Here is a 25,169-nt window from a genome sequence, read left to right as displayed (position 1 = left end):
GCTATCGACTCAGGCGTTAACGAGCCAGCGTTCCAGGGTCTCCCGCAGCGCATCCTTGCTCAGAGGCTTGGTGAGGAAGTCGTCCATACCCGCCGCCAGGCAGCGCCCCTCGAACTGCTCTTCGGTGGTACTGGTCAGCGCAATAATCGGCAGCCGGTCATCCGGCGTATTGTCCGCCTCCCAGTGACGCAGGGTTTCAATAATCTGCGCGCTGTGATCGGTATTCTGCTGGCAGTCCACCAGGACCAGGTCGTATTCGGCATCCGGTAACTGCTCCAACGCATCCACGACAGAAGCCGCGACATCGACCCGGTAACCGAGCGCCTGCAGCATTTCTTCTGTGACACCCTGGTGTTGGCGCGATTCCTCGATCAGCAGCAACGAATGCTGGCGCGGCATGTCACCACCGCTGGTGACAATACGCCTGCTGGTTTTCTTGATACCGCCGTAGAGTCGCGTAATCAGGGCATCGTGCAGCTCTTTGCGCGTTGCGGGGCGCCCGAGGTACTGGGACCCGGGCAGCACCTGCAGCACCTGGGTGAAATCGGCCTTGTGTCCGTAGCCGCCCAGGCAAATCAGCGGGCACTCGCTGGTATCCGCTTCCGTCCGGCTCAAGAAGCCGGCCACTGCGGTCAGCAGACCGCTGTCGCCCATGGCCGGCGCCAGCATCACCAGCTGTTTGCGCTCTACCGCCAGCTGCAGCGCCTCCTCCATCTGCTCATGGGTTTCGTCTTTCCACTTGAGCGAGCCCACTTCCATGCCGAAGGAGCGCAGCATCTGCCCCACACCGGCGACAAACAGGCCTTTCTGGTGCAGCAGCAGCACCTCGACGTCCTGCAGGCGGCGATCGGGAGTCAGGTATACCCGCTGGTTGGGCTCCATCGTGAATTTGATCACCGCCTGGTAACGGTTGCCTTCCGGTGTCGAGTGCAGTTGCAGGTATCCGCCCATGGCCTCCGCCAAACCCTTGGCGATGGAAAGTCCGAGACCCGTAGTGACCTGGGTGGTATCCATACGTGAAAAGGCGCCGAACAGTTCGCTCTCATCCGGCAGAATTTCACCGCGGCCATCGTCATTCAGGCTGATGGTCAGCTGCCCCTCTCCGCTGGTAACCGGTGTAAAGCTCACCTGGCCCCAGAGTTCGCCGACCTGGGCAATCACCGTCGCCGAGTCGACCAGGTTGCGGATCAACTGTGCGGTCTTGCGATTGTCCCCGGTCACCATAACTGGCAGGTTGTCATCGATCTGGAAGTTGAATTCGAGGCGCTGGCGGTGCGCCGCGCGGGCGGCAAACTTGAACGACTTCTCGATCGTCTTGACCAGGTTGAAGCTGCCCTGGCGCAGGCGAATGTCCTTGCGGGCCACCCGGGTGAACAGCCCGACATTGTCCACCAGTTTCAGTTGCTGGCTGCCGGCGGTCTTGGCCAGCCGTACCCATTCGCGCTGGCGCTCCGTCAACGGTTCCGCTTCGAGCAGCGCCAGAGCTCCCAGTGAGTCGGACAGCTGACTGCGAAACTCCTGACCGATATTGGATACAAATTCATTGGTCAGCTCAACGGCGGCTTCCGAATGCTTGCGTGCGGCGGCCAGACTGCTGGCGCGCTGTTGCAGCTCCTGCATAGCCGCGAGGCGGTCCCAATAGTTCTCCGACTCCCGGCGCGCCTGGTGGGCGGTCAGCCAGACAAATGCAAAGGTCAGCGCACCGTAGATGGTGCCGAGAATCTCTCCGGAGAGAATCGCCATAACCGCCGCTGGCAGCAGTGGCAAGGCGATAAACCAGGTGAGGAAGCGGTGGTAAGGTGAAAAAACTGTCGTCACGCTGGAACAGAAGATGACCGTATAGAGCCACAGGAAATGCGTTTCCGGAGCGAACCCCAGCAACCAGACGTGACAAAACAGAATCACACCCCACCAGGCGGCGCCGATGGTGGAGGCGAGAAAATAGCGACGGCGCCAGCGGTGCGGTCCCGTGGAGTAGAGATACGTAAAGCGGAAAACGTAATAGCCGCGCAGCATGGTCAGCAGTATCAGGCCTATGCCCAATACCAGCACCAGTCGCGGCGCTTCGATACGGAGATCGCCGATCGCCGCGGCGATCAAAAAGGCGGCCAGCGACAACAACATACCGCGCCGGCTGTACTTCGCCAGACGCGTGTCGGTCGCACGGCATACGCGACGGTCTTTCTGTACCTTGAGTTCCGGGCGATCAAATATTGGCATGGAGATCTTCCCTGGCCGGCCGGATTCCCGCTTGCATCGGCGGCACCTCAGCCTATTCCCAGTACTTCAACCAGCACTGTTTTTATTAGAAAGCCGAGCAAACCGAGGCCCAGCGCGATAAAAAGAATAAAGGTACCAAATCGCCCGGCCTTCGACTCTTTGGCCAGGTTCCAGACGATGAAAGCCATAAATAGGATGAGTCCGCCAACTCCCAGCAACAGGGAGTATTCCTCAAACTGCTCAAACGACATGCAGTTGCCCGCCTAAAAATTTGGCGCGCATTGTACAGCGGTTGGCAACCGCTGATAAGTGATGCCTCAGGCCGCGCACAGCCGTTCGACATCACCCAGCAGCGGCCATCCGTCAGGCGCCCTGATAGTAGTCCCCATCTTCCGCGGCGCGGGTACCGCAACGCAGGCGTCGCACTTCCCGGTCGCGATAGCGACTATCGTGCCAGCAACGCGGCAGAGACTCACCCGACAGGAAGCACAGCTGTGTCTTGTCGAAGACCTCGGGATCCTGCATTTCCTCTCCCCACAGATAGCGGCCGACAACTGTCAGTTCGTATGGATTGGAGAGCGTGACTATATCGGCCACCTCGACCAGATGGTTGGTGGAAGTATCTTTGAACAGCATTTTGGCACCCGTTTCATCTCACTAACCACAGTATAGGGCTTTTGCCGCCATGCCCCGGCTCTGTCTGTAAAAAAGCACTGAGCGGCTCAGCGCCCAATATTTCGATTAAACAGAAAAAAGATAGCGCAAAGGTGACGAAATATACCCAGAAAAACGAAACAAACGGCAATCCAACCATCCACTTTTTTTGCAGCAGCGCTCGGGAACGGAATTCAGGCGCCCAGCGCTCCCGCCCGTCACCCCTCCAGGGTAAGCCGCGCGGAAACCATCCCCTCCTCCGCCATCGCATCGAGATTCAATGTGCGGATACTGAACTGCTGCTGCATCAGGCTGTTCAGCCACGGCTGCAGATCCTGGTAACGGGCCTCTTCGATCCACAGACGAATGCGCCCATCGCCCTCGGGCTCGAAGCGCTTGATCGTGATGCGGTGCTTCTCGGCGGCAGCGGTTACCCGCTGCAGCAGAGTACCGGCAACCTGTGCACCGCTGCTGGCGGGCTCCAGCCGCTCCAGCACGGGGCGCTGATCCTCGATCCACTGCACCAGCTCACCCGACACCTCCGCGCGCAAGCGGGCGCCATCAAAGTAATTTTTCGCCGGCAGGAACAGGCCATAGACGAGAAACAGGCCGCCGAGAAACAGGCTCAGCGCGCCCAGCGCGCGTTGGTCACTGGGAGGCAGCATTTGCCACTTCTGTTGCCACTGTGCAATTTGTTCTTTCATCGTTCTCTACTGTCGTTTCGTTCACCTGCCCAAACGCGCATCGGGACTGCGCCCCAGTGGGCCTGCGGGTGTCAGCGCAAGCGTATGCGCCCCGACACCCCCTTCTCCAGTTCGTTGGCGCCGAGCAGGTCCGCGCGGAACTCGCCCGCGGACAGCCGGCCGACAAAGGCATCCAGATCGGCGAGGTTGGCCGCCTGCAACTGCAGGACCATCTCGCCGCGATTACCGTCGAAGCGCAGCGACTGCAATTTCAGCGCCCCGCCCTTGTGCTGCTCCCAGACCCGGCTCAACAGCTGCACCTGGCCGGCGAAGTTGCCACCGCTGCCACCTGCACGCTTCAAATAGCCATCGATCTGGCGGCGGATATCTGCGCCGGGCCTGTCGTGGGGAAACAGTTCACTGAACATCGCGCGCGCCTGATCCTCGGCACCGCTCGCGCGCCACTGGAAATAGCCTCCGGCAGCGACAAACAACAGCAACTGGGCGACAAAACAGGCTGCGGCGATCTTGACCGGCTTGTGCCACCAGTCCCGCTCCTCGCTGCCATCGTCCAACTGGTATTCGCCGGTCAGCAGGTTAGCCAGACGGGCCGCCTTGTAGTGGGCCAGCAGCGCTTCCTCCGCCGGTTGATCGACACGCTGCAGCCTGTCGGCGAACAGGGACTCCAGCTCCGCCACCGCCAGCGAATCCTGCTCACCGGCGCCGAGTAACTGGAGTTTGCGCTCGGCGTTGTCGCCCTCGGCTGCCAGCGGCGCCAGCAGCGGCTGCAGATACTGCCGCCGCAGGGACAGGCCGTGCCCCTCCTGCTGCCAAATGTGCACCTGGTCGCCGTCGAGCCAGAGGGCCGAATCACCGCCCAGCTGATCGAGCAGCTGGTATTCCGGGATCGCCGCGACCAGCTGCCAATGCAAGCGACGCACCTGGCTGAGCAGGGCGTCCATCTTTTCCAGACCTATGGCGTAAACGCTGCAGGAATCGCCACTGCGCGGCTGGCAAACGAAATGCAGGTCCTCCACGTCCTCCGCCAGGCGGTCCTCGACCATATAGCCAATGGCATTCGGATTGCGGCGCGCCGCCTTGGGAATCGACTCCAGCCCACTCCAGACCCAGTTGCCGGGCAACAACAGCAATGCGCGCGCCCCCTCCGGGAATTTGAGCGCAATCGCGTCGTCCGGATTGTCCGCCGCCTCGCAGTCGGGATTGAAGGCGCGCACAAAGGCATCGTCCAGCGCGACCCGCTGCCAGCCACTGCGACTCCAGCAGTGCAGCTGCAGCGGGGCATTGCGTCCAGTCCCCTCCCGCAGGCGCAGCAGCATCAGCTGTTTCGCAGGCGCCGAAACACCTTTCTCAGCGCTTGAATAATTCTTCGTAACCATATGATTTTATTAACTTAGTTATTCGCCTCAGGAAGATCATAATCCAGGAGCTCCTGCATCATGGCACCGGAAAAAGTGCGGCGCTGCCGCTGCACCACCCTGGCCAGACCGCTGCTTTCATCCAGTTGCACGGTGCTTTCCCAATACTGTCGATAATCCCCATCGGGCCCCAGCTGGACCGCGATACGCACGAGATAGTACTGGCTGTGAAATGCCAACCCGCCGGTTTTGCTCACGCCGTAGTCCGCCAGCTGCGCGCGCTCGCTGAACACCCCATCGGATTCGCGGAAGCGCACTATCTCGGTGGCTTTGGCCTGGGGATCGAGTGCCTCCAGCATTTCGAGTGGCGCGAAATTGATATTGATAGGTGTGCCCGTCTCCGGCAGCGCACACAGGAAAGGCTGCAACTTCTGCCAGTCCTCAGCCTCCATCCCCTGCACAGCCGAGAGTTCTGAGATATCGCTGATCAGGGTGTCCGGGGTTCTATGGGCCAGTTCCCGGCCGAGGTATCCGTCGTCCTCGGTGCCCGGGGCCAGCGGCGTGTCGCCGCTGTCGATCCAGTCCTGGATCGATTTGGCGAGCTCTGCCTTACCGCTCACATTGCGCACCAGGCGCTCGAACACCTCTTGCTGCTCCGACTGTTTGTCGCCCGCACCGGTGAGATTATTCACATTAAAACATGAATTTAAGTCTTTGATATTAATGCGAATCTTGCCGTTATCCGGATTGAAGGCGAGCGCCTTCTGCGCCCACGCCTCGAGGGCGGAATCCGCTGATTGCCGCTGTTCCCGATCCGCCTCAAAATCCCGCTCCAGCGCAACCCGCGCCCAGGCCTCTGCCCCACCAACGAACTCTGCCAACTGGGTATTCGCCAGCAGTGCACCGGTGCGTGAAACCGCAATCCGATTGCGGGTAATCGCGTGAGTGACGGCCGCGATGGCAATAACCATCACCAGCAATACCGTGATCAGGGCGACTCCGCGCTGGCGAGCGATGCTATTCACTGTCGCGCCCCCCACGCTGGTCGCCGTCCTCGGGGGTTTCACCGCTCTCGGCATCTCCCGGATCGCTGTCGCCGCCGTCGCCGCCACTGCCATCCCGCCCATCGTCGTCATCCCCGGATGAATCCAGATTGCCACCGCCGGCAGTCGCCGACACCTCCGGCAACGAAAAGACCCGGCGCAGCTCTCCGCCGTTGCGGGTCACCAGCACCATCTCCACCGCCCGCGGCAGCCGCATCTCGGCGGCGGCCGCATCGGTTCGTGAAGTGACCGGCGGCCACTGCGACAGCCAGGCCTCGGTATCCCCATCGAAATAGCGCAGGTTCAGGCTGTCCACGCCAAGCAACAGTGGTTCCGCCAGCGGCTCCGAATCCGGCGCGCGATCCAGCACCTGCCAGCGACTGCGCACCAGCAGGCCGCCACTATCCGCATCCGGCACGTCGGCCGGCACATCTTCCGCGTAGCCAATACTGTAACTCAGGCGCTGCAGCTCTCCGCGCGGCTCACCCGTCAGGTTGGCAGCGCCGAGGCGGGTAAACTCCAACTCATCCTCGTCGCCGCGCAGGGCGGGTTCATAGCCGCTGTAGCCATTTTTGACGGCGCGCGCGGTCAGCTGGCGCAGGTCGTCATCGATCCGGTACATGGCCATGGAGAAACGGCGCAATTCCTCCGCACGCAGCTCCAGCGCGCGGTCAGTGCTATTGAAGGTGTCCAACAGCGCATAGGAACCGACGCTGATAATCGCCACCAGCATCAGCACCACGAGAATTTCGATCAGGGTAAAGCCGGACTGGCCTCTTAATGCGGAATGATGAATTCGGAATGCGGAATGAACTGGCGCCTGCTTTCCCGCACTGCATACTGACCTTTGGAAACCGCTACGCGCGGAACTTTGGCAGAAAGTCTCCCCGCCCCGGACACCATTCCGCATTCCGCATTCATGAAGTGCGTCCCTGCACTTCACCCCTTCGGGGTCGCCTTCGGCGATGCAAATCGGCAGTCCTGCCAATTGGTCCGCATTCCGCACTTCCACCACTCCCGTCACTCCTTTGCCGCCCAGGCATCGAGGGTCAGGGTCGGGTTTTCCGCATCCGGACGCGCAACTTCGATGATGATATGGCGCATGCGCTCTTCGCGGGTGGCCTCGACGCGGGCGGTCACCTGCCATTCGCGCTCGGCGAAGGGCACGCGCTCGCTCTTCTCGCCCAGTGGCGGCCAGGGGCTGCGCAGGCGCACTTCGGCGAGCACCTGCTGCGCCACCCAGTTGGCCGCCAACCGCTCTTCCATGGCCGCCTGCTGGCGGACGCTGTCCTGCATCGTCTTCAGCACACTGGCCGCCACGACACCGAAAATCACCAGTGCCACCAGTACTTCGACCAGAGTAAATCCGCGCTGGGAACAACGGGAGAATGCGGCACAGGGATGTGCCGCCGCCGGCAAAGGCCGGCGCGAGCCCGTAAAATGCCAGCAGCTCCGCGCAGCTGCGCGGGGCGGCCATCCGCCAGCTTTTTGCGGGCGACGATCAAATATGTATGGAACATATTTGATCACAAGATCAATAGTCATCGGCCTGCCACTCGAGCTGCAGGCCGTGCAGGCTGTTATAGGAAATAGTCGCACCGCGACCGGCGTCGCCGTCTTGAAGCAGGAACATGGCCAGTTCTACCGGCAATATCTCGCCGCTGGAAAGCGCAACGAATTGTGGAATCGGCTGCTCAGCCTCATCGGCTTCGGCCGCAAATTCGGCGGGCGCCGACGCCGGCAACTGCGCCTCGGCAATGACTTCCAGGCGCACATTGCCGGGCAACTGATGGGTGACGAAACGCGCTGCCGGCGACTTGGCTGCGGCAGCGTCGAGCGCCTGCCACTTCATCACCGTTGGATCGAAACGCACCACACTATATCTGTCGGACTCGAATACGACGCCATAGTGGGCCTTGTCTATCAGTGCCCGATCCGCGACCAGCTGCAACAGCGCCGCGAGTCGTTGCACTTCGCCGCTCCAGGCCCGGGCGCCGGAATTGCCGAGCGACAGTACCGCCATGCCCGCCAGCGTGGCGATGATGACGATCACCACCAGCACCTCGATCAGGGTAAAGCCGCGGCTTTGGCGGAGGGCGGCACGCATCTGCAATAACCGTACGACTATTAATTAGAGTTCGGCGACAAAGATATCGGCCGCTTCGCCCTCACCGCCCGGCTTGCCATCGGCGCCGAGACTGAACAGGTCGTAGGGACCGACACTGCCGGGGCTGATGTACTGGTACTCATTGCCCCAGGGATCCTTGGGCGCTTTCTTCAGGTAGGGCTCGGCCCAGTTCTTCGCCTCCGGAAAGCCGGAGGGCTTGGCCACCAGTGCCTGCAACCCCTGATCCGAGCTCGGGTAAACGAAATTGTCCATGCGATACATGTCCAGCGCCGTCTCGATTGCGCGCAGATCCACCTGCGCCGCCTTCATGCGCGCCTCACCGGTACGGCCGAGCACATTCGGCACTACCAGGGCACCGAGCACGCCGAGAATCACGATAACCACCATGATCTCGATCAACGTAAAGCCGCCGCTCTTGCGTAGATTTTTCATTGTTTCTCTCCCAATCACCTGCGTACAGGCTCTTATACCACGAGTTGGTTCATGCTCATGATCGGCATCATGATTGCCATCACGATAAACAAGACAATACTGGCCATCAGCAACAGCATGGCCGGCTCAAACAGGCTGACGAAGGCAGTCACGGCCCCCTGCAGATCCTGCTCCTGGGACTCGGCCGCGCGACCAAGCATCTCATCCAATGTGCCGGAGGATTCCCCGCTGGCAATCATGTAGATCATCATCGGAGGAAAATATTCCACGTCTTCGAGGGCGCGGCGCAGACTCCCCCCTTCGCGCACCGATTTTTGTGCGGCCAGGAGTCGCTCCTTCAGAAATTCATTGCTCATTACGCCACTGGCGATACCCATCGCCTGTACCAGCGGCACACTGCTGCCGGTCAGGATCGCCAGCGTACCGACATAGCGGGCGCTCTGGCTACCGCGCACCAGCCAGCCGATCAGGGGCAGCTCCAGCAACCGGTGGTGGAAGCGATAGCGAATCGCCGGCCGGCGCAGCATGAAGATGGCTCCGGCGATCAACGCCGCCAGGGCCGGCGGAACCAGCCAGCCCCAGGCGGAAATAAAGTCGCTCAACGCGACCAGGATACGCGTCGGCAGCGGCAGCACCTGGCCGGTGCCGGTAAACACCTCGATCACATCCGGCACTACGTAAACCATCAGCCCAGTCACGACCAGGATGCAGATAAACACCAATACCATCGGGTAGATCAGCGCCAGCTGTACCTTCTGGCGGAATTTCTGCTGGTTCTCGGTGTAGTCGCCGAGGCGCTCCAATACCGCATCCAGGTGACCGGAGTGTTCGCCGGCTTCCACCGTCGCACGATAGAGTTTCGGAAAGGCGCGCGGGAAACTGCCCAGCGCCTGGGCGAAGCTGTGCCCCTCCAGGACCTTGCCGCGCACCGCGAGCACGATGCGGCGTATCTTGTGGTTGCGGCTCTGGTTGGCGATGGCGCCGAGCGTTTCTTCCAGCGGAATACCGGCGCGCAGCAGGGTCGCTATCTGGCGGGTCAAGAGGGCCAGGTGCTTGATACTGAGGCCCGGGCTACCGCCAAACAGCTGCACACCGCCCTCGGCGGCAGTCTCGGTAGTCTGGGCCACCTCCAGGGGTACCATACCCTTGGCGCGCAGCTGTTGGCGCGCAGCGCGGGCGCTGTCGGCCTCGAGCGTGCCGCGACTCTTGCGGCCAGCGTGGTTGAGGGCTGTATATTCGAAGGCCGCCACGTCAGGACTTCCGCTTCACGCACGGGCCGTAGGATGGGCAAAGCGCAGCGCGCCCATCGGTACTAAGATGATGGGCACGTCGCTGCGCTCCTTTGCCCATCCTACGCGCTTTCACCATTCCGAATTCATCATTCCGCATTGCCTACGACTCCTGCGTGACGCGCAGTACTTCTTCCAGTGAAGTCGTTCCAGCAAGCACCTTGGCGACTCCATCGTCGCGGATACTCGGTGCCACCTTGCGCGCCTCCGCCACCAGCTTGCTCTCCGAGGCGCGGTCGTGAATCAGCTGGCGCATCGTCTCGTTGACCGGCACCAGTTCGTAGATGCCCACGCGGCCGACGTAGCCACTGTGATTGCAGTGTTCACAGCCGTTCGGGCGGAAGATGATCGATTCCCGGTCCCCGTCGATACCGAGCATGCGACATTCGCCGGCGTCGGCCGTGTGGGGCTGCTTGCATTCAGAGCAGAGTACGCGCACCAGGCGCTGGGCCAGTACCCCGATCAGGCTGGACGACAGCAGGAAAGGCTCGATGCCCATATCCACCAGTCGCGTCACGGCGCCGAGGGCGGTATTGGTGTGCAGTGTCGACAACACCAGGTGGCCGGTCAGACTGGCCTGGATGGCAATCTGCATGGTCTCCAGGTCGCGGATCTCACCGACCATCACCACATCCGGGTCCTGGCGCAGAATGGCGCGCAGGCCGCGGGCGAAGGTCATATCGGCCTTGGTATTGACCTGGGTCTGGCCGATCCCCTCCAGGTTGTACTCCACCGGGTCCTCGACGGTGAGGATATTCTTCTCGCGGTTGTTGATGCTGCCGAGGCCGGCGTAGAGAGTGGTCGTCTTACCGGAACCCGTGGGGCCCGTCACCAGCAGAATGCCGTGGGGCCGCGACAGCAGGTCGCTCATCACCCTCAGGTCGCGATCGGACATACCGAGCTTGCCCAGGTCCATTTTGCCCGCCTGCTTGTCCAGCAGTCGCATCACCACCCGCTCTCCTGCGGACGAAGGCATGGTGGAAACACGGACATCCACCTCGCGCCCGGCCATCAACAGGGAGATACGGCCGTCCTGGGGCACCCTCTTCTCGGCGATGTCCAGCTTGGCCATTACCTTGATACGGGACACGAGCAGCGGCGCCAGGGCGCGGCGCGGCTGCAGAACTTCGCGCAGCACGCCGTCCACACGGAAGCGGACCACCAGGCGCTTCTCAAACGTTTCGATATGAATATCCGAGGCACCCTGCTTCAGCGACTCGGCAAAAATCGCGTTGATCAGCTTGACGATGGGTGCGTCGTCTTCCTGTTCGAGCAGGTCTTCGGTTTCCGGCAGGGAATCGACAATCGCGGCCAGGTCGAGCTCGTCACCGAGGCCCTCGACGTCGGACAGGTTACCGCCTTCGCGGTTTTCATAAAGGCGCTGCAGGGCAGCCTGGAAGGATTCGTCTCCGACCTCTTCGATATCCACCACGCAGCCACTGAGACGCTGCACTTCGGCCAACACGGTCGGATTCAGCGGCGCCACAAACTGGCAGCGCGGCTGACCGTCCAGTTCGACCAGCAACACCCGGTGGCGCTTGGCAAAGGCGTAAGGGAGGCGCCTTGTCATCGGAGCTGTCTCTACCGCTTCAGACGTCATTTTGTTATTTCTGCCTCGAGTACCTCAACCGGCACACCGCCATCGTCATAGCTGCCAGTAGGCGGCAGCAGGTCCGGCAACACGTCGCCGCGGTGCCAGTCCCAGATCAGGCTGGTCCGGTCTTTCAGATAAATCTGCTTCTCCTGTAGATCGAGGTAGCGCTTGCGCGTCTCCTCGTAGCCCGCCACCTGGGTACTCAGGATCTTCGGGCGCAGGAAGACCATCAGGTTGGTCTTGTCGACATCCTTGTTGGTATTGCGGAACAGGCGACCGATCCCCGGAATATCACCGAGCAGCGGCACCTTGGATATTGACTCTGTCACCTTGTCCTCGATCAATCCGCCGAGCACCAGGATGGCACCGTCATCGATCAGCACCTTGGTGCGGATCTCGCGCTTGCTGGTGACGATATCTGAAGCGCCCGTCGCAGTTTCGGCAAACGGCAGTACGTTCTCGACCTTCTGCTCGATCTCCAGGGTTACCGAGTTGTTGTTGTTCACGCGCGGAGTGACTTTGAGCGTGGTGCCCACGTCCTCACGCTGGATGGTCGTGAAGGGATCGCGACTACTGCCCGACAGCAACTGCTCGCCCGTGATAAAGGGCACGTTCTGGCCGACCAGGATTTCCGCCTCTTCGTTGTCCAGTGCCATGATGGTCGGCGTGGAGAGGATGTTGGCGTTGCTCTCGGAGGCTACGGCATTGATTGCCGCGCGAATATCGGTGCCACTCAGGTAGCCCAAATGCAGGGCACCCGGTCCCGTCAGGCTGGTCAGCGGCAGCGAGAAAGGGTTCAGGGTATCGATGATGTTGCCGTCTTCATCGATGCCGGTGGTAGCCGGCCGGTTATCCCAGCCCGCGACTATCTCCTCGTTGGCACCGGCAATCCAGCTGATACCCAGTTCGTTACCGGTACCCTCGGTAACTTCGACGATAATCGCCTCGATCAATACCTGCGCGCGGCGCACATCGAGCTTGGCAATCACCCCCTTCATGGTCTCCAGCAACGCAGGCGGCGCCGTCAACACCAGGGAGTTGAGAGCCTCGTTAACCTGGATGCTCACCTCGACATCGGCGGCCTGCTGGTCCTTCTCGGTCTTCTGAATGCTGCCGCTCATTCCCTCCAGGATCGGCTTCAGGTCGGCGGCGTTGGCGTACTGCACATACACCACCGCGGTGTTTCCCTCACCGGATAGCGGCTGGTCGAGGCGGCGAATGACATTCTTGAGTTGCTGGCGGGTCACGGGATCGCCGGTCAGCAGCACGCTGTTCGAGCGCTCATCCACGGCGATGCGCAATGGCTGGACTTCGCTACCAGCCGCACCCTTGTTGCCGCCGGACTGCAACAACTCACCCAGGACCTGCTTGACGTCCTTGGCGGAGGCGAACTGCAGCGGCACCAGTTCGATATCGATAGCCCCGGCGCGGTCCAGCTGCTTCACCAGACGGACAATCTGATCGATATTGGCCGCACGATCGGCGATGATCAGGGTGTTGGTATCGGCGTAGGCCGCCAGGTGACCGGTCTGCGGGATAAGTGGCCGCAGCATCGCGATCAGCTGAGCCGCAGAAATATTCTCCACGCGTACCGTTCGCACCACCAGAGATTCCGCCGGAGCGCGGGTTTGATCGCCCACGACCGGAATCGCCTGCTGTTTGGCGAGCGCATCCGGCACCACCTTCCAGGTGCCGCCCTGCTCCACCAAACTGAAACCGTTGACCTGCAGCACCGACATAAAGACGTCGAAGGCCTCTTCGTGGCTCATCGGATCGCCGGCGACCACTGTGACCTTACCTTTCACATTCGGGTGCACAATGATGTTCTTGCCGGTGAAATCCGCCGCCCAGTTGATCAGATCGCGGATATCGGCGTTGTCGAGAGACAGAGTGACTCTTTCCGGAGCCTGAGCCAGTACCGCAGTAGACAACAGCAATCCCAGCCCGGCGGCCAGCAGCCGCCGATAAAACATCCTCATCATTATTTGTCTGGCTCTTTTAATTTTGTAGAAAAATGGAAAATTGGTCTTTGCAGATTTTTATTAATTAGTTTGATGCTCTGCCCGCCGCTCCCGGGCCAGCTTGCGCAACTCCTCCAGCCGCTCGCGAATGGATTGCTGCTTCTCTCCCCTGCCCGCCTCGCTGGCCTCACTGATTGCCGCTGCCTGGCTGGCGTAATTGGTGAAATTTCGTAGCGGCACGCTCGGGCGGCCATCTTCATCCGGGTAGGTCAGTTTTTCCATCCTGCCGTTACGTCGCAGGATAATATGGTCGACCGCGACAGAGTAAAGCTCGGCACCACCCGGCAGGGTATCGCCAACGTAGAGGCGCTGCGCCGGTTTGCCTTTCTCGGCCACCAAGGCGCTCGCCTTGTCCTTGGAGCTGTTATCCAGCACACCCGAAAGCACCAGATTAAGCTGGGTGATCGGGATATTGGTCAGGTCCACCTCTGGCTGCTTTTCGGTCTTGACGGGCGCGCGGCCAAAGAAGGGGGTATTGGGCAGGGAGGCGATACGCTGATCGCGGGGTGCGCTACTGCTGCGTTTTGCCAGCAGGGATTCCTCTTCTCCAGCGGGAATCAGCAGCGACCCATATGCCAGCAGGTTAAAAAACAGCCACCCCGAGACTACCGCAACAGAGGCCGTGGCGCCGCGCGACAGTGACCTGCGCGCCTCGCGCGGTGCGAATCTGGCACCGATGGACCCAACGGCTCGCTTTACTGGGGACATGTACAAACCTGCGTATCAGTTCAAGAATTGACTGAATTTATCAATTATTGACGCCTATTCTCTTTCGTCAGCCGGGGAAAGGCAATGTTCCGGGCTTGGCGCAGTATAGTGGACACTTTTCAATCACACTTCGCAAAACGCGCCAAGTTGGGCAAACAGTACCAACCCAATAAAAGAAAGGGCGACTCAATGCCGCCCTTTCCAATATTGATTAGTATATTAATCAAAAATTACAACTTTGTTTCAAGCTCTGGGATCGCGTCAAAAAGATCCGCCACCAGGCCATAGTCAGCAACAGAGAAGATTGGCGCCTCCTCATCCTTGTTGATCGCCACGATGACTTTCGAATCCTTCATACCGGCCAGGTGCTGAATCGCACCGGAGATACCGACGGCAATGTACAGATCCGGGGCAACGATCTTGCCGGTCTGGCCAACCTGCATATCGTTGGGCACGAAACCGGCGTCGACCGCCGCGCGGGAGGCGCCCACGGCAGCACCCAGCTTGTCCGCCAGCTTGTACAGCATCTCGAAGTTTTCGCCGTTCTGCATACCGCGACCACCGGAAATCACCACGCGGGCGGCAGTCAGTTCCGGGCGGTCAGAAACGGCCAGCTCCTCACCAACAAAAGTGGAAATGCCGGCGTCGTCCGCGATGCTCACGGACTCAACGGCCGCGCTACCGCCCTCGGCGGCTACCGCATCAAAGGCCGTGGTGCGCACGGTGATGACCTTGATCGCATCACTGCTTTGCACGGTCGCGATCACGTTACCGGCGTAAATCGGGCGCTTGAAGGTGTCCGCACCCTCAACACCAATGATGTCGGAGATCGGCTGCACGTCCAGCAGAGCCGCGGCGCGCGGCAGCATGTTCTTGCCGGTAGTCGTGGCCGGAGCCAGGATATGGCTGTAGTCCTTGCCCAGGTCCGCAACCAGCTTGGCCACATTCTCGGCCAGTTGATGCTCATAGGCGGCGTTGTCGGCCACCAGCACTTTGCTCGCACCGTCGATTTTTGCAGCGGCCTCTCCCACCGGGCCACAACCGGCGCCGGCAACCAGGACGTGAACATCACCGCCGATGGCTTTGGCCGCGGCGACGGTATTGAGCGTAGCGCCTTTCAGTTCGGCGTTGTCGTGTTCAGCAATAACCAGAATGCTCATCAGATTACCTTCGCCTCATTCTTCAGTTTCTCTACCAGTTCCGCCACATCGGCAACCTTGACGCCAGCCTGGCGCTCGGCCGGCGGCTCGACCTTCAGGGTCTTGGTACGCGGAGTGATGTCCACACCCAGCTCTTCCGGGTTGGTGGTATCGAGCGGCTTCTTCTTCGCCTTCATGATGTTCGGCAGCGAAGCATAACGCGGCTCATTCAGGCGCAGGTCGGTGGTAACGATAGCCGGCAGCTTCAGCTCAACGGTTTGCAGACCGCCATCTACCTCGCGGGTCACCTTGACGGACTCACCCTCAACAGTCACTTCAGAAGCGAAGGTGCCCTGCCCCAAGCCAGTCAGTGCACCCAGCATCTGACCAGTCTGGTTGTTATCGCCATCGATGGACTGTTTGCCCATAATCACCAGTTGCGGCTCTTCCTTGTCGACGATCGCCTTCAGGCACTTGGCCACCGCCAGCGGCTGCAGATCGGCATCGGTCTCTACCAGGATGCCGCGGTCGGCGCCCAGCGCCAGCGCGGTGCGGATCTGCTCCTGGCACTGCTTGGGACCCATGGAAACGGCGACTATCTCGCTGACAACGCCTTTCTCCTTCAAGCGTACCGCCTCTTCCACCGCAATTTCGCAGAAGGGGTTGATAGACATTTTTACGTTGGCAGTATCGACGTCAGAACCATCCGCCTTCGGGCGGACCTTGACGTTGTAATCCACAACGCGTTTCACAGCTACAAGAACTTTCATGGAAATCCCGTCTTAAATAAGCCATTTGGGAGCCGCGACTGACAGTTCATATCGCGAACCAGTACGGTATTCTAGTCAAACAAGTGTTTGAACGGCGTGTATGGTGGCCCTTCTATAGAGCAAAATCAATAGCCAAATAGACGAGCCAACTGCCATTCAGCAAATCTATTTCCCGGCATATAAGCTGACTATATCTCTAGGCTAAGTACTTGAAATACGGCACTTTTGCCATGACAAATGAATAGTCCTGCAATTGGTAGGGTTGCTCAAACACCTATATAATCCGCGACCAATATAAATGTATAAGGCCATTTGCGGCCAACAATAATCGATTGCAACCAGCTGAGGAGAGCGCCGTGGAACGCGAATCAATGGAATACGATGTAGTGATCGTTGGTGCCGGTCCCGCCGGTCTGGCAGCGGCCTGCCGTATTCGCCAGCTCAATGAAGACATCTCCGTCTGTGTCGTGGAAAAAGGTTCCGAAGTCGGGGCCCATATCCTCTCCGGCGCGGTATTTGAACCCACGGCCCTGAACGAGCTCTTCCCCGACTGGAAAGACCGCGGTGCGCCACTGAATACCGAGGTGAAGGGCGACGACATCTACGTGATGGGCAGCGCCGAAAAGGCCAGCAAAGTCCCCAACTTCTTTGTGCCCAGCACCATGCACAACGAAGGCAACTACATCATCAGCCTCGGCAACCTGTGCCGCTGGCTGGCGGAACAGGCTGAGAATCTCGGCGTGGAGATCTTCCCCGGCTTCGCTGCGGCGGAAGTGCTCTACGGCGAGGACGGCTCCGTCAAGGGTATCGCCACCGGCGATATGGGCGTGGGCATGAACGGCGAACACAAAGACTCCTATATGCCCGGCATGGAGCTGCACGCCAAGTACACCCTGTTTGCAGAAGGCTGTCGCGGCCATCTGGGCAAGCAGCTGATCGAGCGCTTCAAGCTGGACGAAGGCGTCGATCCGCAGCATTACGGCATCGGCATCAAGGAAATCTGGAAGATCGCCGACGACAAGCACCAGCAGGGCCTGGTGGTACACACCGCCGGCTGGCCGCTGGACGAGAGCGGCTCCCACGGCGGCGGCTTCCTCTATCACCTGGAGGACAACCAGGTGGTCGTCGGCCTGATCACCGATCTGGCCTACAGCAACCCGCATGTCAGCCCGTTCGACGAGTTCCAGCGCTACAAGCACCACCCGGTGATCAAGCAGTACCTGGAAGGCGGCCAGCGCGTGGCCTACGGCGCCCGCGCCATCACCAAGGGCGGCCTGCAGTCCCAGCCGAAGATGACCTTCCCCGGCGGCCTGCTGATCGGCGACAACGCCGGCACATTGAACTTCGCCAAGATCAAGGGCAATCACACCGCGATGAAGTCCGGCATGGTCGCCGCCGAGAGCGTCGCGGAAGCCCTGGCCGCCGAGCGCGCCAATGACGAGCTGACCGATTACAGCAGCAAGTACCGCGACAGCTGGGCATGGAAAGAGCTGCACAAGCAGCGCAATTTCGGCCCGGCACAGCACAAGTGGGGCAACATTGTCGGCTCCGCCTATGCGTTTATCGATATCAACATCTTCCAGGGCAAACTGCCATGGACCCTGCGGGACTCCAAGGCGGATCACGCCCAGCTGAAACCCGCAGCGGACTGCAAGAAGATCGACTATCCGAAACCGGATGGCGTGCTCAGCTTCGACAAGCTTTCCTCGGTGTTCATCTCCAACACCAACCACGAGGAAGACCAGCCTTGCCACCTGACACTGAAGGACGACGAGATCCCCCTGAATCACAACCTGCCGATCTACGACGAACCGGCGCAGCGCTACTGCCCGGCGGCGGTGTACGAGGTTGTTGAGGAAGCGGGCAAGCTGCGCTTCCAGATCAACGCGCAGAACTGTGTGCACTGCAAGACCTGCGATATCAAGGACCCTACCCAGAACATCGTCTGGGTGGCACCGGAAGGTGGCGGCGGCCCGAACTACCCGAATATGTAACCGGTTTGTTTTTTAGGCGCCCTCCGGGCGCCTTTTTTATGTCTGTGCCGCAGGGCTGCGCCATTGTTTTGGCCGCCAGCGACTTAGCAGACTAAGCTTCCTCCGGTCAGTACAACGGAAGACCGGATATGAAACCCGCCCTACTCTGCATCGACCTCCAGCACCTGTTTGCCTCCCCGGATGGTGGTTTCTTTACCGGGGGTGGCCTGGGCTCCTTCGATGAGTCAGAGCAGACCTACTACTTCACCACACTGGAGCAGTCGGTGCTGCCGAATATCCAGCGCCTGCAGGCGGTTTTCCGCGACAAGGGTATCGAGGTCATCCACATTCGTACGCGCAGCAAAACCCGCGACGGTCGCGACCGTACCTACTGGCACAAGAAGCGCGACCTACACTCGACGCCGGGCTCACAGGAGGCGGAATTTATCGACTCCGTGGCACCGCACGGCGATGAAGTCATTGTCAACAAGACCGGCTCGGGCCCTTTCGGCAACAGCGTCCTGCAGGCGCACCTGCACCAGTTGGGTATTTCCCAGCTGTATTGTTGCGGGGTGTTCACCGATGAATCCGTGGAATCCACCATTCGCGCCGCCGCGGACTACGGCTACTGCCCAATTCTGATTGCGGACGCCACTGCGACAGCCAGCGAACAGTTGCAGCTGGAATGTATCGAGCGGCTAAACGGCCGCTTCTGTGAGGTGGCCGACACCAAGGGACTGGTGGAAGATTTGCAGCAACACCTGCGCTCCGTCAGCTGAGCAGCTCTCAACGAAAAAAGCCGGACGCTGCTATCAGTGCCCGGCCTCAATGAGTCCCTGTTGTTTAAATCTTAATGATCCTGAGGGATTCCAATTAGAATTTGTATTGTGCACTCAAAGCGAACGTCTGCCCCGGCTTCTCTTCGAAGACGATGACACCCGCACGCTCGATCTCAATGGTTTCGTCGAGCAGGTTCTGGACTTTCGCCTTGAGAGTAATCTCCTGAGTCGGATACCAGGAGTAAGTCAGGTCCAGAGAGTGGAACGGCTGCTCGAAACCATCGGGCGCACCATTACGACCGGCAATGTACAAACGCTCCCCAAATACGTTGTAACCCAGCGTCGCTGAGTGGTCGCCGTCCGGCGAATCGAAGCCGACCAGCATGTTGACAACATATTCAGAGGCTTCGGTCATTTCCCGCTCTGGGTTGGTCGGAGCATCAGCTTCGTCACCGGCAATGAGTTCAGAATCCTGCAAGGTAACGTTACCCTGTACGAAGAAAGCATCCATGGTTTCACCCATGAAGCCCAGTGACTTCAATCCCTCAAATTCAATACCGCGGATCACACCGGACTCGGCATTGACAATTTCACGGGAAATGTTGGTGTCACTGGACGCCCTTTCGAAGAACTCGATCGGATCCTGGATATCCTTGTTGAACAGGGATACGGTCAGGTTATCCCCGCTATCGAAGAACCATTCCGCACGCACATCCAGGTTGGTAATTTCCGACGGGCGAGTATTCGGGTTTCCGCTGATGCGCTCACCGGTAATCGGGTCAATGTAGATCGCGTCGGTAATTTCCCGCAGGTCCGGCCGCACAGCAGTCTTACTGGCACCCAAACGCAACTGGAACGTCTCAGCCCAAAGGTTGCCCATATACGTCAGCGAAAGTGACGGATAAATTTTATCCTCACTGAACGAGCGAATCGCATCGGGATCGTTCACGTTTACCTGGGGGTTGTCGACGGTATTTCCGTAAGGATTCCACTTGATTGCAACCTGGTTATAGTCTTCCCAACGGGCACCCGCGGAAACACGCCAGGTTTCATTCAGTGTCCAGTCTACTTTACCGAAAACCGCATCGGTCAGCGTGGCCGCAAGATAGCTACGGTTGTTACCAGCAACACCGAGCACAAAATCGTTTTCTGCATCGCTGATGTGCTCGTCAGAAAACACGTCGTCCAGAGCACCCTGCAGAATGGAACTGTCGGCATCCTGTTCCAGCACGAGGTTCGTTTCCTTGTAGCTGCGACCTTTTTCTGTGCGCGCCACGCCGCCGCTCAGTTCCAGACTGGAAGAGGAAAACTCGAGCGGGAGGGTCGCGGACCAACCGTAGTTGATGACCTCATCTTCAAGCTTGGTAAAGCGATAGCTGGCAGACGGACCGGCTGCGCCGGAAACCTGCGAGTCCAGCACTTCACCGGTGACCGGATCGGCATCGGTTATCGCCGAGATATTCACCTCGTTAGGAATATCGGTTGCCGCACGCGCATCGGTGTAGAACCAATCTACGCGGATATCTTCCGGCACCCAGCCAACAAGCGGCAGCAGACGCTTGCTTTCCGGGCCGATGGAGTGACTGCCCTTAACCTGGTTGACCACCATGTCGCGTTCTTCATATTTGAGCGAGTACTCGCGGAATCCATGTCCGCTCGACACCTCTCCATTCTCGTTGAAGTAATCGCGAACAGCAGTGGAATCGTCGGTATTGCGCAGATACAAACTTGTCGCAGAAACATCGTGTTCGTCGGCAAAATTCACACCGACGTTCAAGTTCCCCGTCAAATCCACCGAATAGATGGACTTATTCTCAGTGTCAATACGCTCATCCGGGAAACCATAGCTGCGCTTCAGCTTGTTCTCTTCGCGCAACTGATTTTTATAGGAGGCACCGGCGAGGAAGCCAACCTGCCAATTGTCCCCAAAGTAAAACTGATTACCTACGCTGCCTTTGACATCATAGTCAGGCTGGCTCGAATCCTCCTCGATCGCGATATCGCGATTGAGGTTCAGAGCCAACTCGCGGTTGAGGGCGGCCGCCGCAGCAGTAGCTTCATGCGCGCTACCATATACGTTACCCTCTTTGATCAGGGTAGCGCGGATATTCTGCACACCGAGACTACCGTTGAAGCGCTCGAGAGCGCGATCGATTTCGCGCGACATTGCGCGAGTGCCATCGTCGGTACCGAAATCGTCATCGGAACCGCCGTTGTAACTCAGTACATCCCCTTTGGTTTCACTGTTAAAACCACTACCGATTTCCAGCGAGTAAGTCAGCTGTTCCGGAATGCCTTTGGTGCGGATATCGACATTGCCGCCACCGAAAGTGGCCGCCTGATCAGCGGAATAGGTCTTCTGCACCGCCAGGGACTCGACTACCGAAGTGGGAAAGATATCCAGCGGGATCACATTGCGAGTCAGGTCCGGCGAGGGAACCGTCGCACCATTTAGGGTGGTGTTGGAATAGCGCTCACCCAGGCCGCGTACATAGACGAACTTCTCGCTCACCAATGTCAGGCCGGACACGCGACGCAATGCCGCAGCGACGGTGGAGTCCCCCACGCGCCCGATCATTTCTGAACCGAGAACGTCGGTAACTACCTCTTCATCGAGACGCTCATTGATCAGCATCTCGGCAGAATCGCGCAGGCGCCCTTGCACCATGACTTCTTCGATCGCGGGAGCGCTCACCTGAGGCGCTGGGCCTGCAGAATTTTCGATCAGCTCAGCGTCCTGTGCAAAAGCGCCAGTTCCGAGAGTCGAGGCCGCGGCCACAGCCAATACCAACGGCGCTCTTTGAAATTTTTCTTTCTTAACCATAACCATGGCCTCTTATCGTTTCTGATTGACACGGTGGAATCGAAGAGGGCGCCGACTCCCGTAGCGAAAGCGGCGCCCCCAGACCGGGATCTAATCCCTGGGACTAAGCGTTACACTTAGTTTTCGAACCACAGTGCCTGACCGCGAGCGCCGTCGTGCAGGCCGTAAGTCCAGCCCAGTGTCCAGTCAGTACCGCCCTGGCTCAGCGCACCGATGTAAGCACGAGTAGCCGGATCCGGTACGACGGTAGTAGCGGCGCCATCAACCATCATGCTGGCAGCAGCGATGGAGAAGATAGACGGAGTACCTTCCAGTACCTGCAGGCCGGTATCGGCAGTCGCAGTCGGATCGGTTGCACCGGTGATGGTGGCAAACTGGTTGCCGTTGGCTTCGGCCCACTGCTGAATGGTCTGCCCGCCGGGCAGATTGTTACCTTTCACCAGCTCTTCACAGATAAAGAGGTTGGATTTCAGCACCATGTCACCGTCTTCTGCACCCTGCAGGGTCTCCGCATCGTCGATACGCAGACAGTAGTTGCTGCTATCTCCAGGAGTGGCATCCGCGCTGTAGGAAGCCACAACCATGGAGTTGGTCACTTGCGGCATGATGCCTTCACGGAAACGCCAGCCGGCGCCGAAGTCGTGAGTTGCAGCGGCCTTGTCGGTCGGGGAAATGATGCAGGTCAGACCGTCGATTTTCGGGCGGCTGTTGATACCCGCCGCGATGATGCCGGAGTAGTCAGTGCCGGCACTGTAGCTGCCGATACCGTCAGACTCGATACAGTTGGCGCCGTCGGTCGCGCTCTGAACGACCAGCGCATTGGTGATGGTGCCGGAGTAACCTTCGTCCATATCGATGGAGTCGTCGCGCACGTATACGGCAACGAAGTTCTCAACGTTTACCGCACCGCCGAAGAACTCAATACCATCATCGTAAGTGGAGTAGGTTTCGATGTTCTTGACGATGGTGCCGCTACCTACAGCGCCCCAGGAAATGCCGTTCAGCTCGTCGCCGTTGGCCACAGCTGCACCGGTGTGCTTAACCACAACGTACTGCAGCTCACCGGAGCTGTCCGCATTGTTGGCGCCACCGTAGTTGGACTGGTCGGCACCCTCGGAACCTTCCGCGTCAACGTGACAGTCAGCAGTAGCCAGGTCACCGCCGGCAACAGAGCCGGTGTACACACACTTGTTGGTTACGCCGAAACCATTGATAACCAGGCCGCCCCACTGGGAAACGTCTTCCGGACCAACGGTGCCTTCTACATCGGTCAGGGAAGTGAAGGTGATCGGGGCAGTCTGGCTGCCGCGGGCGATCAGCTGGGAGCCACGGTTGATAACCATGAACTTGGTTTTGTCCGGGAACGCAATGGTAGCGCCGGCCTCGACGGTCAGCTTAGCGCCGTCACCACCTTTGCTGATGCCGGCAGCAGCCATATCGGCGTCATTATCGAAGTTCTCACCGACGAACAGGCTGCCTTCAAACACGTGAGCGCCGCCTTCTTCCAGAGCCGGAATGTACAGATCAACCGTCAGGTTGTTGCCGGAGTCTACGAAGCTCGGAGAGTAGAGGCAGTTCGGAGCAACGAATTCACCCTGCACGGTCTTGCCGGCCTTCTCGTAGAAAGCACAGGGGTTTTCGGTCTCAACCGGAGCAGGTGTGCTGGTGGAGTTGTCGACAGAATTGTCGACAGTTTTCGGCTCAACGTTGATACCGCCGCTGTCACAACCGGCCAGCAGAGCGGAGATCGCCGCTGCCAGCAGCAGCTTGTTGTTTACTTGCTTCATAGTTCCCCCTAACGGAAGTTTTGCCAAATAGGTGTAATTGTGGGCAGCTAAAAATCTGTTTTTATGCTTCAGCTGTGCGTCCTGAATTTCTTAAAAACCGATTTTCAGGATGCCCTGAAACCGTGTTTGTTTTGTTCGCCTTAGCGATTCGGACGCGAGGGAGTGTAGGAAGCGAATATTGCGGAAATGTTACTTTAGGGGGCTTTTTCGGGAATATTTGAAATAATTTTTCGCGCCAGCGCGTAAATTACATTTTTATTGCAAACAGGTTTCACCCAGAGAACGAATTGCAGTCAATTAGAAGAGAAAAAGTGCAGACCAATAAATCGCAGGCCCCGATACAAAATCGCTCGGGGCAATGAAATGGAGAATTAGTTAAAACGGAATGCGGAATTAAATGGGGAACTAATAGGAACCCAGCAAAAACTCTTTGCCGTCACTGCGCAGCCAGAGTTTTCCAGCTGATTCGCCCTGTCCGCCCTCTTCCGCCCAATCCACCAACTGGTAGAAAACCTCACGGGAAACGCGAGCCTGCAGACCATCGCGAACTTCGAGGTAGGGAACTGGCTGGGGAGGATCGCCAAACGGCTTGAGCTGCCAATCGCTGTTCCGGTCCAGGGACACCACGTCACCGGTGTTAGTGGTAAACAGCAGGCATTCGCGCCCGTCCTTTGCCCCCTTCGCAACCTGGGTCGCAATAAAGGGGGCATCCTCGACGCGGATGCGCATCTTCTCTACCGGGGTGACGAGAAAGTACTCGTCACCTTCACGCTTCAGGATACTGGCGAACAGGTTGACCAATGGCTGGCGCTGAATCTCGGTCCCTTCATGTATCCAGCGGCCATCCCGGCGAATCACCATCTCCATATCGCCACACAGGTCCGGATTCCATTTGTGGACCGGTGGGTGCCCCCGAAACTCCCGCTGCAGTTGCTGCAGCTGCTGGAACAACGGTTCAGCCAATGGATGATCCCGCTGCCTCGCCGCCGGGGCGCCCCTCTTCCAGAGAGCGACGGCCGGAGATGTCACCGATATGGACACCGACATCCATGATGAACTCCATAAGGCCCTCGCGATCCTCGATGACATCGGCGAAGGACTTGGAGTGATACAGCTCCACGGCTCCCTGCACCAGCGCCCAATAGGTGGAGTAGTAGTAGTAGGCGGGCACCTTCTTCAGTACGCCCTGCTCCATACGGCGCTCGAATACGCGATTCAGGGCCGACGCGTTGGAATTGCGGATGGCGTGGAGCTCAGCAATCATTTCCGGCGCCAGATTCAGCGCAATGATTTTCTCTTCCAGGCGCTGGAACAGGCGATCCTTGGATGGATCGGCCATGCGCGACTCGAAATAAGCCCGCGCCGGAGCAGTAATATCGCCCTGTTCAGCCGCGGCCAGCGCCGTCTTCAGGCGCTCGGTCAGGGATTTCTCATAGTCCATCAACAGGCGCATGTAAATCTCTGTCTTGGAGATGAAATGCTTGTAGATGGTGCCCTTACCGATATCTACGCGTTCGGCAATCTGCTCCACGGTGACTTTTTCTTCACCGTGCTCAAGCAGAAGCTCCAGAGCCGCGTCCAGAATGCGCTGTTCACGCGCGCGAAACCGCTGCACCTTCTCTTTTGCCTTGTCCATACTTCCGACCTTATCCGTCCGTAAATTTGGAGACTGAAATTGACTATCCATTCATGAATGATAGGCAATTCGGTCAACTTGGAAAAGCAAATAGAGAAAAACCTTCTCTAATA

22 protein-coding genes are annotated in these 25,169 nt (G+C 59.1%); 2 read left to right on the top strand and 20 right to left on the bottom strand.

Annotation, left to right across the window (positions count from 1 at the left end; genetic code table 11):
* Positions 1–9 precede the first annotated feature (9 nt).
* From BUC36_RS00755 to BUC36_RS00680, 16 genes are all read right to left on the bottom strand, one after another.
* Positions 10–2,220, bottom strand: coding sequence for a hybrid sensor histidine kinase/response regulator (locus BUC36_RS00755; protein WP_073270483.1), 2,211 nt, complete (start codon positions 2,218–2,220; stop codon positions 10–12).
* Positions 2,221–2,267: 47 nt separating this feature from the next.
* Positions 2,268–2,471, bottom strand: a complete 204-nt coding sequence (locus BUC36_RS00750) for a DUF2788 domain-containing protein (protein WP_073270481.1) — start codon at positions 2,469–2,471, stop codon at positions 2,268–2,270.
* Positions 2,472–2,583: 112 nt separating this feature from the next.
* Positions 2,584–2,856: an acetyltransferase gene (locus BUC36_RS00745; protein WP_073270480.1), complete on the bottom strand. Its 273-nt coding sequence runs from the start codon at positions 2,854–2,856 to the stop codon at positions 2,584–2,586.
* A gap of 236 nt (positions 2,857–3,092) precedes the next feature.
* Positions 3,093–3,578 carry a type II secretion system protein GspM gene (gspM, locus tag BUC36_RS00740; protein ID WP_073270478.1) on the bottom strand — a complete coding sequence of 162 codons (486 nt, stop codon included), beginning with the start codon at positions 3,576–3,578 and terminating at the stop codon, positions 3,093–3,095.
* Between the two features lie 71 nt (positions 3,579–3,649).
* The gene (gene gspL, locus BUC36_RS00735; protein ID WP_073270477.1) at positions 3,650–4,894 is read right to left on the bottom strand and encodes a type II secretion system protein GspL; all 1,245 of its coding nucleotides are present in this window, start codon (positions 4,892–4,894) and stop codon (positions 3,650–3,652) included.
* A 74-nt stretch (positions 4,895–4,968) separates the two neighbouring features.
* Positions 4,969–5,958: a type II secretion system minor pseudopilin GspK gene (gene gspK, locus BUC36_RS00730; RefSeq protein WP_234994853.1), complete on the bottom strand. Its 990-nt coding sequence runs from the start codon at positions 5,956–5,958 to the stop codon at positions 4,969–4,971.
* Positions 5,951–6,772: a type II secretion system minor pseudopilin GspJ gene (gspJ, locus tag BUC36_RS00725; protein ID WP_407661770.1), complete on the bottom strand. Its 822-nt coding sequence runs from the start codon at positions 6,770–6,772 to the stop codon at positions 5,951–5,953. Before gspJ ends, gspK begins: the two co-directional genes overlap by 8 nt.
* Before the next feature lie 224 nt (positions 6,773–6,996).
* Positions 6,997–7,395 (bottom strand): type II secretion system minor pseudopilin GspI, encoded by a 399-nt coding sequence (gene gspI, locus BUC36_RS19130; RefSeq protein ID WP_073270471.1) that lies wholly within the window; start codon positions 7,393–7,395, stop codon positions 6,997–6,999.
* 115 nt (positions 7,396–7,510) lie between these two features.
* A complete protein-coding gene (locus BUC36_RS00715; RefSeq protein WP_073270469.1) occupies positions 7,511–8,083 on the bottom strand; it encodes a prepilin-type N-terminal cleavage/methylation domain-containing protein in 573 nt (190 codons plus the stop codon).
* 24 nt (positions 8,084–8,107) lie between these two features.
* Positions 8,108–8,536: a type II secretion system major pseudopilin GspG gene (gene gspG / locus BUC36_RS00710; protein WP_073270467.1), complete on the bottom strand. Its 429-nt coding sequence runs from the start codon at positions 8,534–8,536 to the stop codon at positions 8,108–8,110.
* A 32-nt stretch (positions 8,537–8,568) separates the two neighbouring features.
* Positions 8,569–9,786 (bottom strand): type II secretion system inner membrane protein GspF, encoded by a 1,218-nt coding sequence (gene gspF / locus BUC36_RS00705; protein ID WP_073270465.1) that lies wholly within the window; start codon positions 9,784–9,786, stop codon positions 8,569–8,571.
* A gap of 142 nt (positions 9,787–9,928) precedes the next feature.
* Entirely contained in the window at positions 9,929–11,395 is a 1,467-nt protein-coding gene (gene gspE / locus BUC36_RS00700) for a type II secretion system ATPase GspE (protein ID WP_327049678.1), read from the bottom strand.
* A 26-nt stretch (positions 11,396–11,421) separates the two neighbouring features.
* Entirely contained in the window at positions 11,422–13,401 is a 1,980-nt protein-coding gene (gene gspD, locus BUC36_RS00695) for a type II secretion system secretin GspD (RefSeq protein WP_073270461.1), read from the bottom strand.
* Between the two features lie 60 nt (positions 13,402–13,461).
* Complete coding sequence (locus tag BUC36_RS00690) at positions 13,462–14,148, bottom strand: type II secretion system protein N (RefSeq protein ID WP_073270460.1); 687 nt, start codon at positions 14,146–14,148, stop codon at positions 13,462–13,464.
* 230 nt (positions 14,149–14,378) lie between these two features.
* A complete protein-coding gene (locus BUC36_RS00685) occupies positions 14,379–15,308 on the bottom strand; it encodes an electron transfer flavoprotein subunit alpha/FixB family protein (RefSeq protein WP_073270458.1) in 930 nt (309 codons plus the stop codon).
* Positions 15,308–16,057, bottom strand: coding sequence for an electron transfer flavoprotein subunit beta/FixA family protein (locus tag BUC36_RS00680; RefSeq protein WP_073270456.1), 750 nt, complete (start codon positions 16,055–16,057; stop codon positions 15,308–15,310). The genes BUC36_RS00685 and BUC36_RS00680 overlap by 1 nt, the downstream gene beginning before the upstream one ends.
* Positions 16,058–16,428: 371 nt before the next feature.
* Between BUC36_RS00680 and BUC36_RS00675 the strand changes: the two genes are divergently transcribed.
* Both BUC36_RS00675 and BUC36_RS00670 read left to right on the top strand, forming a co-directional pair.
* A complete protein-coding gene (locus BUC36_RS00675) occupies positions 16,429–18,051 on the top strand; it encodes an electron transfer flavoprotein-ubiquinone oxidoreductase (RefSeq protein WP_200797222.1) in 1,623 nt (540 codons plus the stop codon).
* 128 nt (positions 18,052–18,179) lie between these two features.
* Entirely contained in the window at positions 18,180–18,809 is a 630-nt protein-coding gene (locus BUC36_RS00670) for a cysteine hydrolase family protein (RefSeq protein ID WP_073270452.1), read from the top strand.
* A gap of 94 nt (positions 18,810–18,903) precedes the next feature.
* Here BUC36_RS00670 and BUC36_RS00665 read toward each other — a convergent pair whose 3' ends face one another.
* The 4 genes from BUC36_RS00665 to BUC36_RS00650 form a co-directional block, all read right to left on the bottom strand.
* Positions 18,904–21,504: a TonB-dependent receptor domain-containing protein gene (locus tag BUC36_RS00665; RefSeq protein ID WP_234994850.1), complete on the bottom strand. Its 2,601-nt coding sequence runs from the start codon at positions 21,502–21,504 to the stop codon at positions 18,904–18,906.
* Between the two features lie 245 nt (positions 21,505–21,749).
* Complete coding sequence (locus BUC36_RS00660; protein ID WP_073270450.1) at positions 21,750–23,420, bottom strand: serine/threonine protein kinase; 1,671 nt, start codon at positions 23,418–23,420, stop codon at positions 21,750–21,752.
* 405 nt (positions 23,421–23,825) lie between these two features.
* On the bottom strand, positions 23,826–24,383 hold the full coding sequence (locus tag BUC36_RS00655) for a DUF1285 domain-containing protein (protein ID WP_073270448.1): 558 nt from the start codon (positions 24,381–24,383) through the stop codon (positions 23,826–23,828).
* Positions 24,376–25,056, bottom strand: a complete 681-nt coding sequence (locus BUC36_RS00650) for a TetR/AcrR family transcriptional regulator (protein WP_073270446.1) — start codon at positions 25,054–25,056, stop codon at positions 24,376–24,378. The genes BUC36_RS00655 and BUC36_RS00650 overlap by 8 nt, the downstream gene beginning before the upstream one ends.
* Between the last annotated feature and the right edge of the window lie 113 nt (positions 25,057–25,169).

Source organism: Microbulbifer donghaiensis (genome assembly GCF_900129095.1).
Lineage (GTDB): Bacteria > Pseudomonadota > Gammaproteobacteria > Pseudomonadales > Cellvibrionaceae > Microbulbifer > Microbulbifer donghaiensis.
The sequence above is the reverse complement of the archived record's forward strand: the minus strand, read 5'-3'. Positions and strand labels throughout refer to the sequence as shown.

Bases quoted from the DNA above. Each gene is read 5' to 3' on its own strand.
- BUC36_RS00755 (WP_073270483.1), bottom strand. From the start codon at position 2,220: ATGCCAATATTTGATCGCCCGGAACTCAAGGTACAGAAAGACCGTCGC.
- BUC36_RS00750 (WP_073270481.1), bottom strand. From the start codon at position 2,471: ATGTCGTTTGAGCAGTTTGAGGAATACTCCCTGTTGCTGGGAGTTGGC.
- BUC36_RS00745 (WP_073270480.1), bottom strand. From the start codon at position 2,856: ATGCTGTTCAAAGATACTTCCACCAACCATCTGGTCGAGGTGGCCGAT.
- gspM (WP_073270478.1), bottom strand. From the start codon at position 3,578: ATGAAAGAACAAATTGCACAGTGGCAACAGAAGTGGCAAATGCTGCCT.
- gspL (WP_073270477.1), bottom strand. From the start codon at position 4,894: ATGCTGCTGCGCCTGCGGGAGGGGACTGGACGCAATGCCCCGCTGCAG.
- BUC36_RS00715 (WP_073270469.1), bottom strand. From the start codon at position 8,083: ATGCGTGCCGCCCTCCGCCAAAGCCGCGGCTTTACCCTGATCGAGGTG.
- gspG (WP_073270467.1), bottom strand. From the start codon at position 8,536: ATGAAAAATCTACGCAAGAGCGGCGGCTTTACGTTGATCGAGATCATG.
- gspE (WP_327049678.1), bottom strand. From the start codon at position 11,395: ATGACAAGGCGCCTCCCTTACGCCTTTGCCAAGCGCCACCGGGTGTTG.
- gspD (WP_073270461.1), bottom strand. From the start codon at position 13,401: ATGATGAGGATGTTTTATCGGCGGCTGCTGGCCGCCGGGCTGGGATTG.
- BUC36_RS00690 (WP_073270460.1), bottom strand. From the start codon at position 14,148: ATGTCCCCAGTAAAGCGAGCCGTTGGGTCCATCGGTGCCAGATTCGCA.
- BUC36_RS00685 (WP_073270458.1), bottom strand. From the start codon at position 15,308: ATGAGCATTCTGGTTATTGCTGAACACGACAACGCCGAACTGAAAGGC.
- BUC36_RS00680 (WP_073270456.1), bottom strand. From the start codon at position 16,057: ATGAAAGTTCTTGTAGCTGTGAAACGCGTTGTGGATTACAACGTCAAG.
- BUC36_RS00675 (WP_200797222.1), top strand. From the start codon at position 16,429: ATGGAATACGATGTAGTGATCGTTGGTGCCGGTCCCGCCGGTCTGGCA.
- BUC36_RS00670 (WP_073270452.1), top strand. From the start codon at position 18,180: ATGAAACCCGCCCTACTCTGCATCGACCTCCAGCACCTGTTTGCCTCC.
- BUC36_RS00660 (WP_073270450.1), bottom strand. From the start codon at position 23,420: ATGAAGCAAGTAAACAACAAGCTGCTGCTGGCAGCGGCGATCTCCGCT.
- BUC36_RS00650 (WP_073270446.1), bottom strand. From the start codon at position 25,056: ATGGACAAGGCAAAAGAGAAGGTGCAGCGGTTTCGCGCGCGTGAACAG.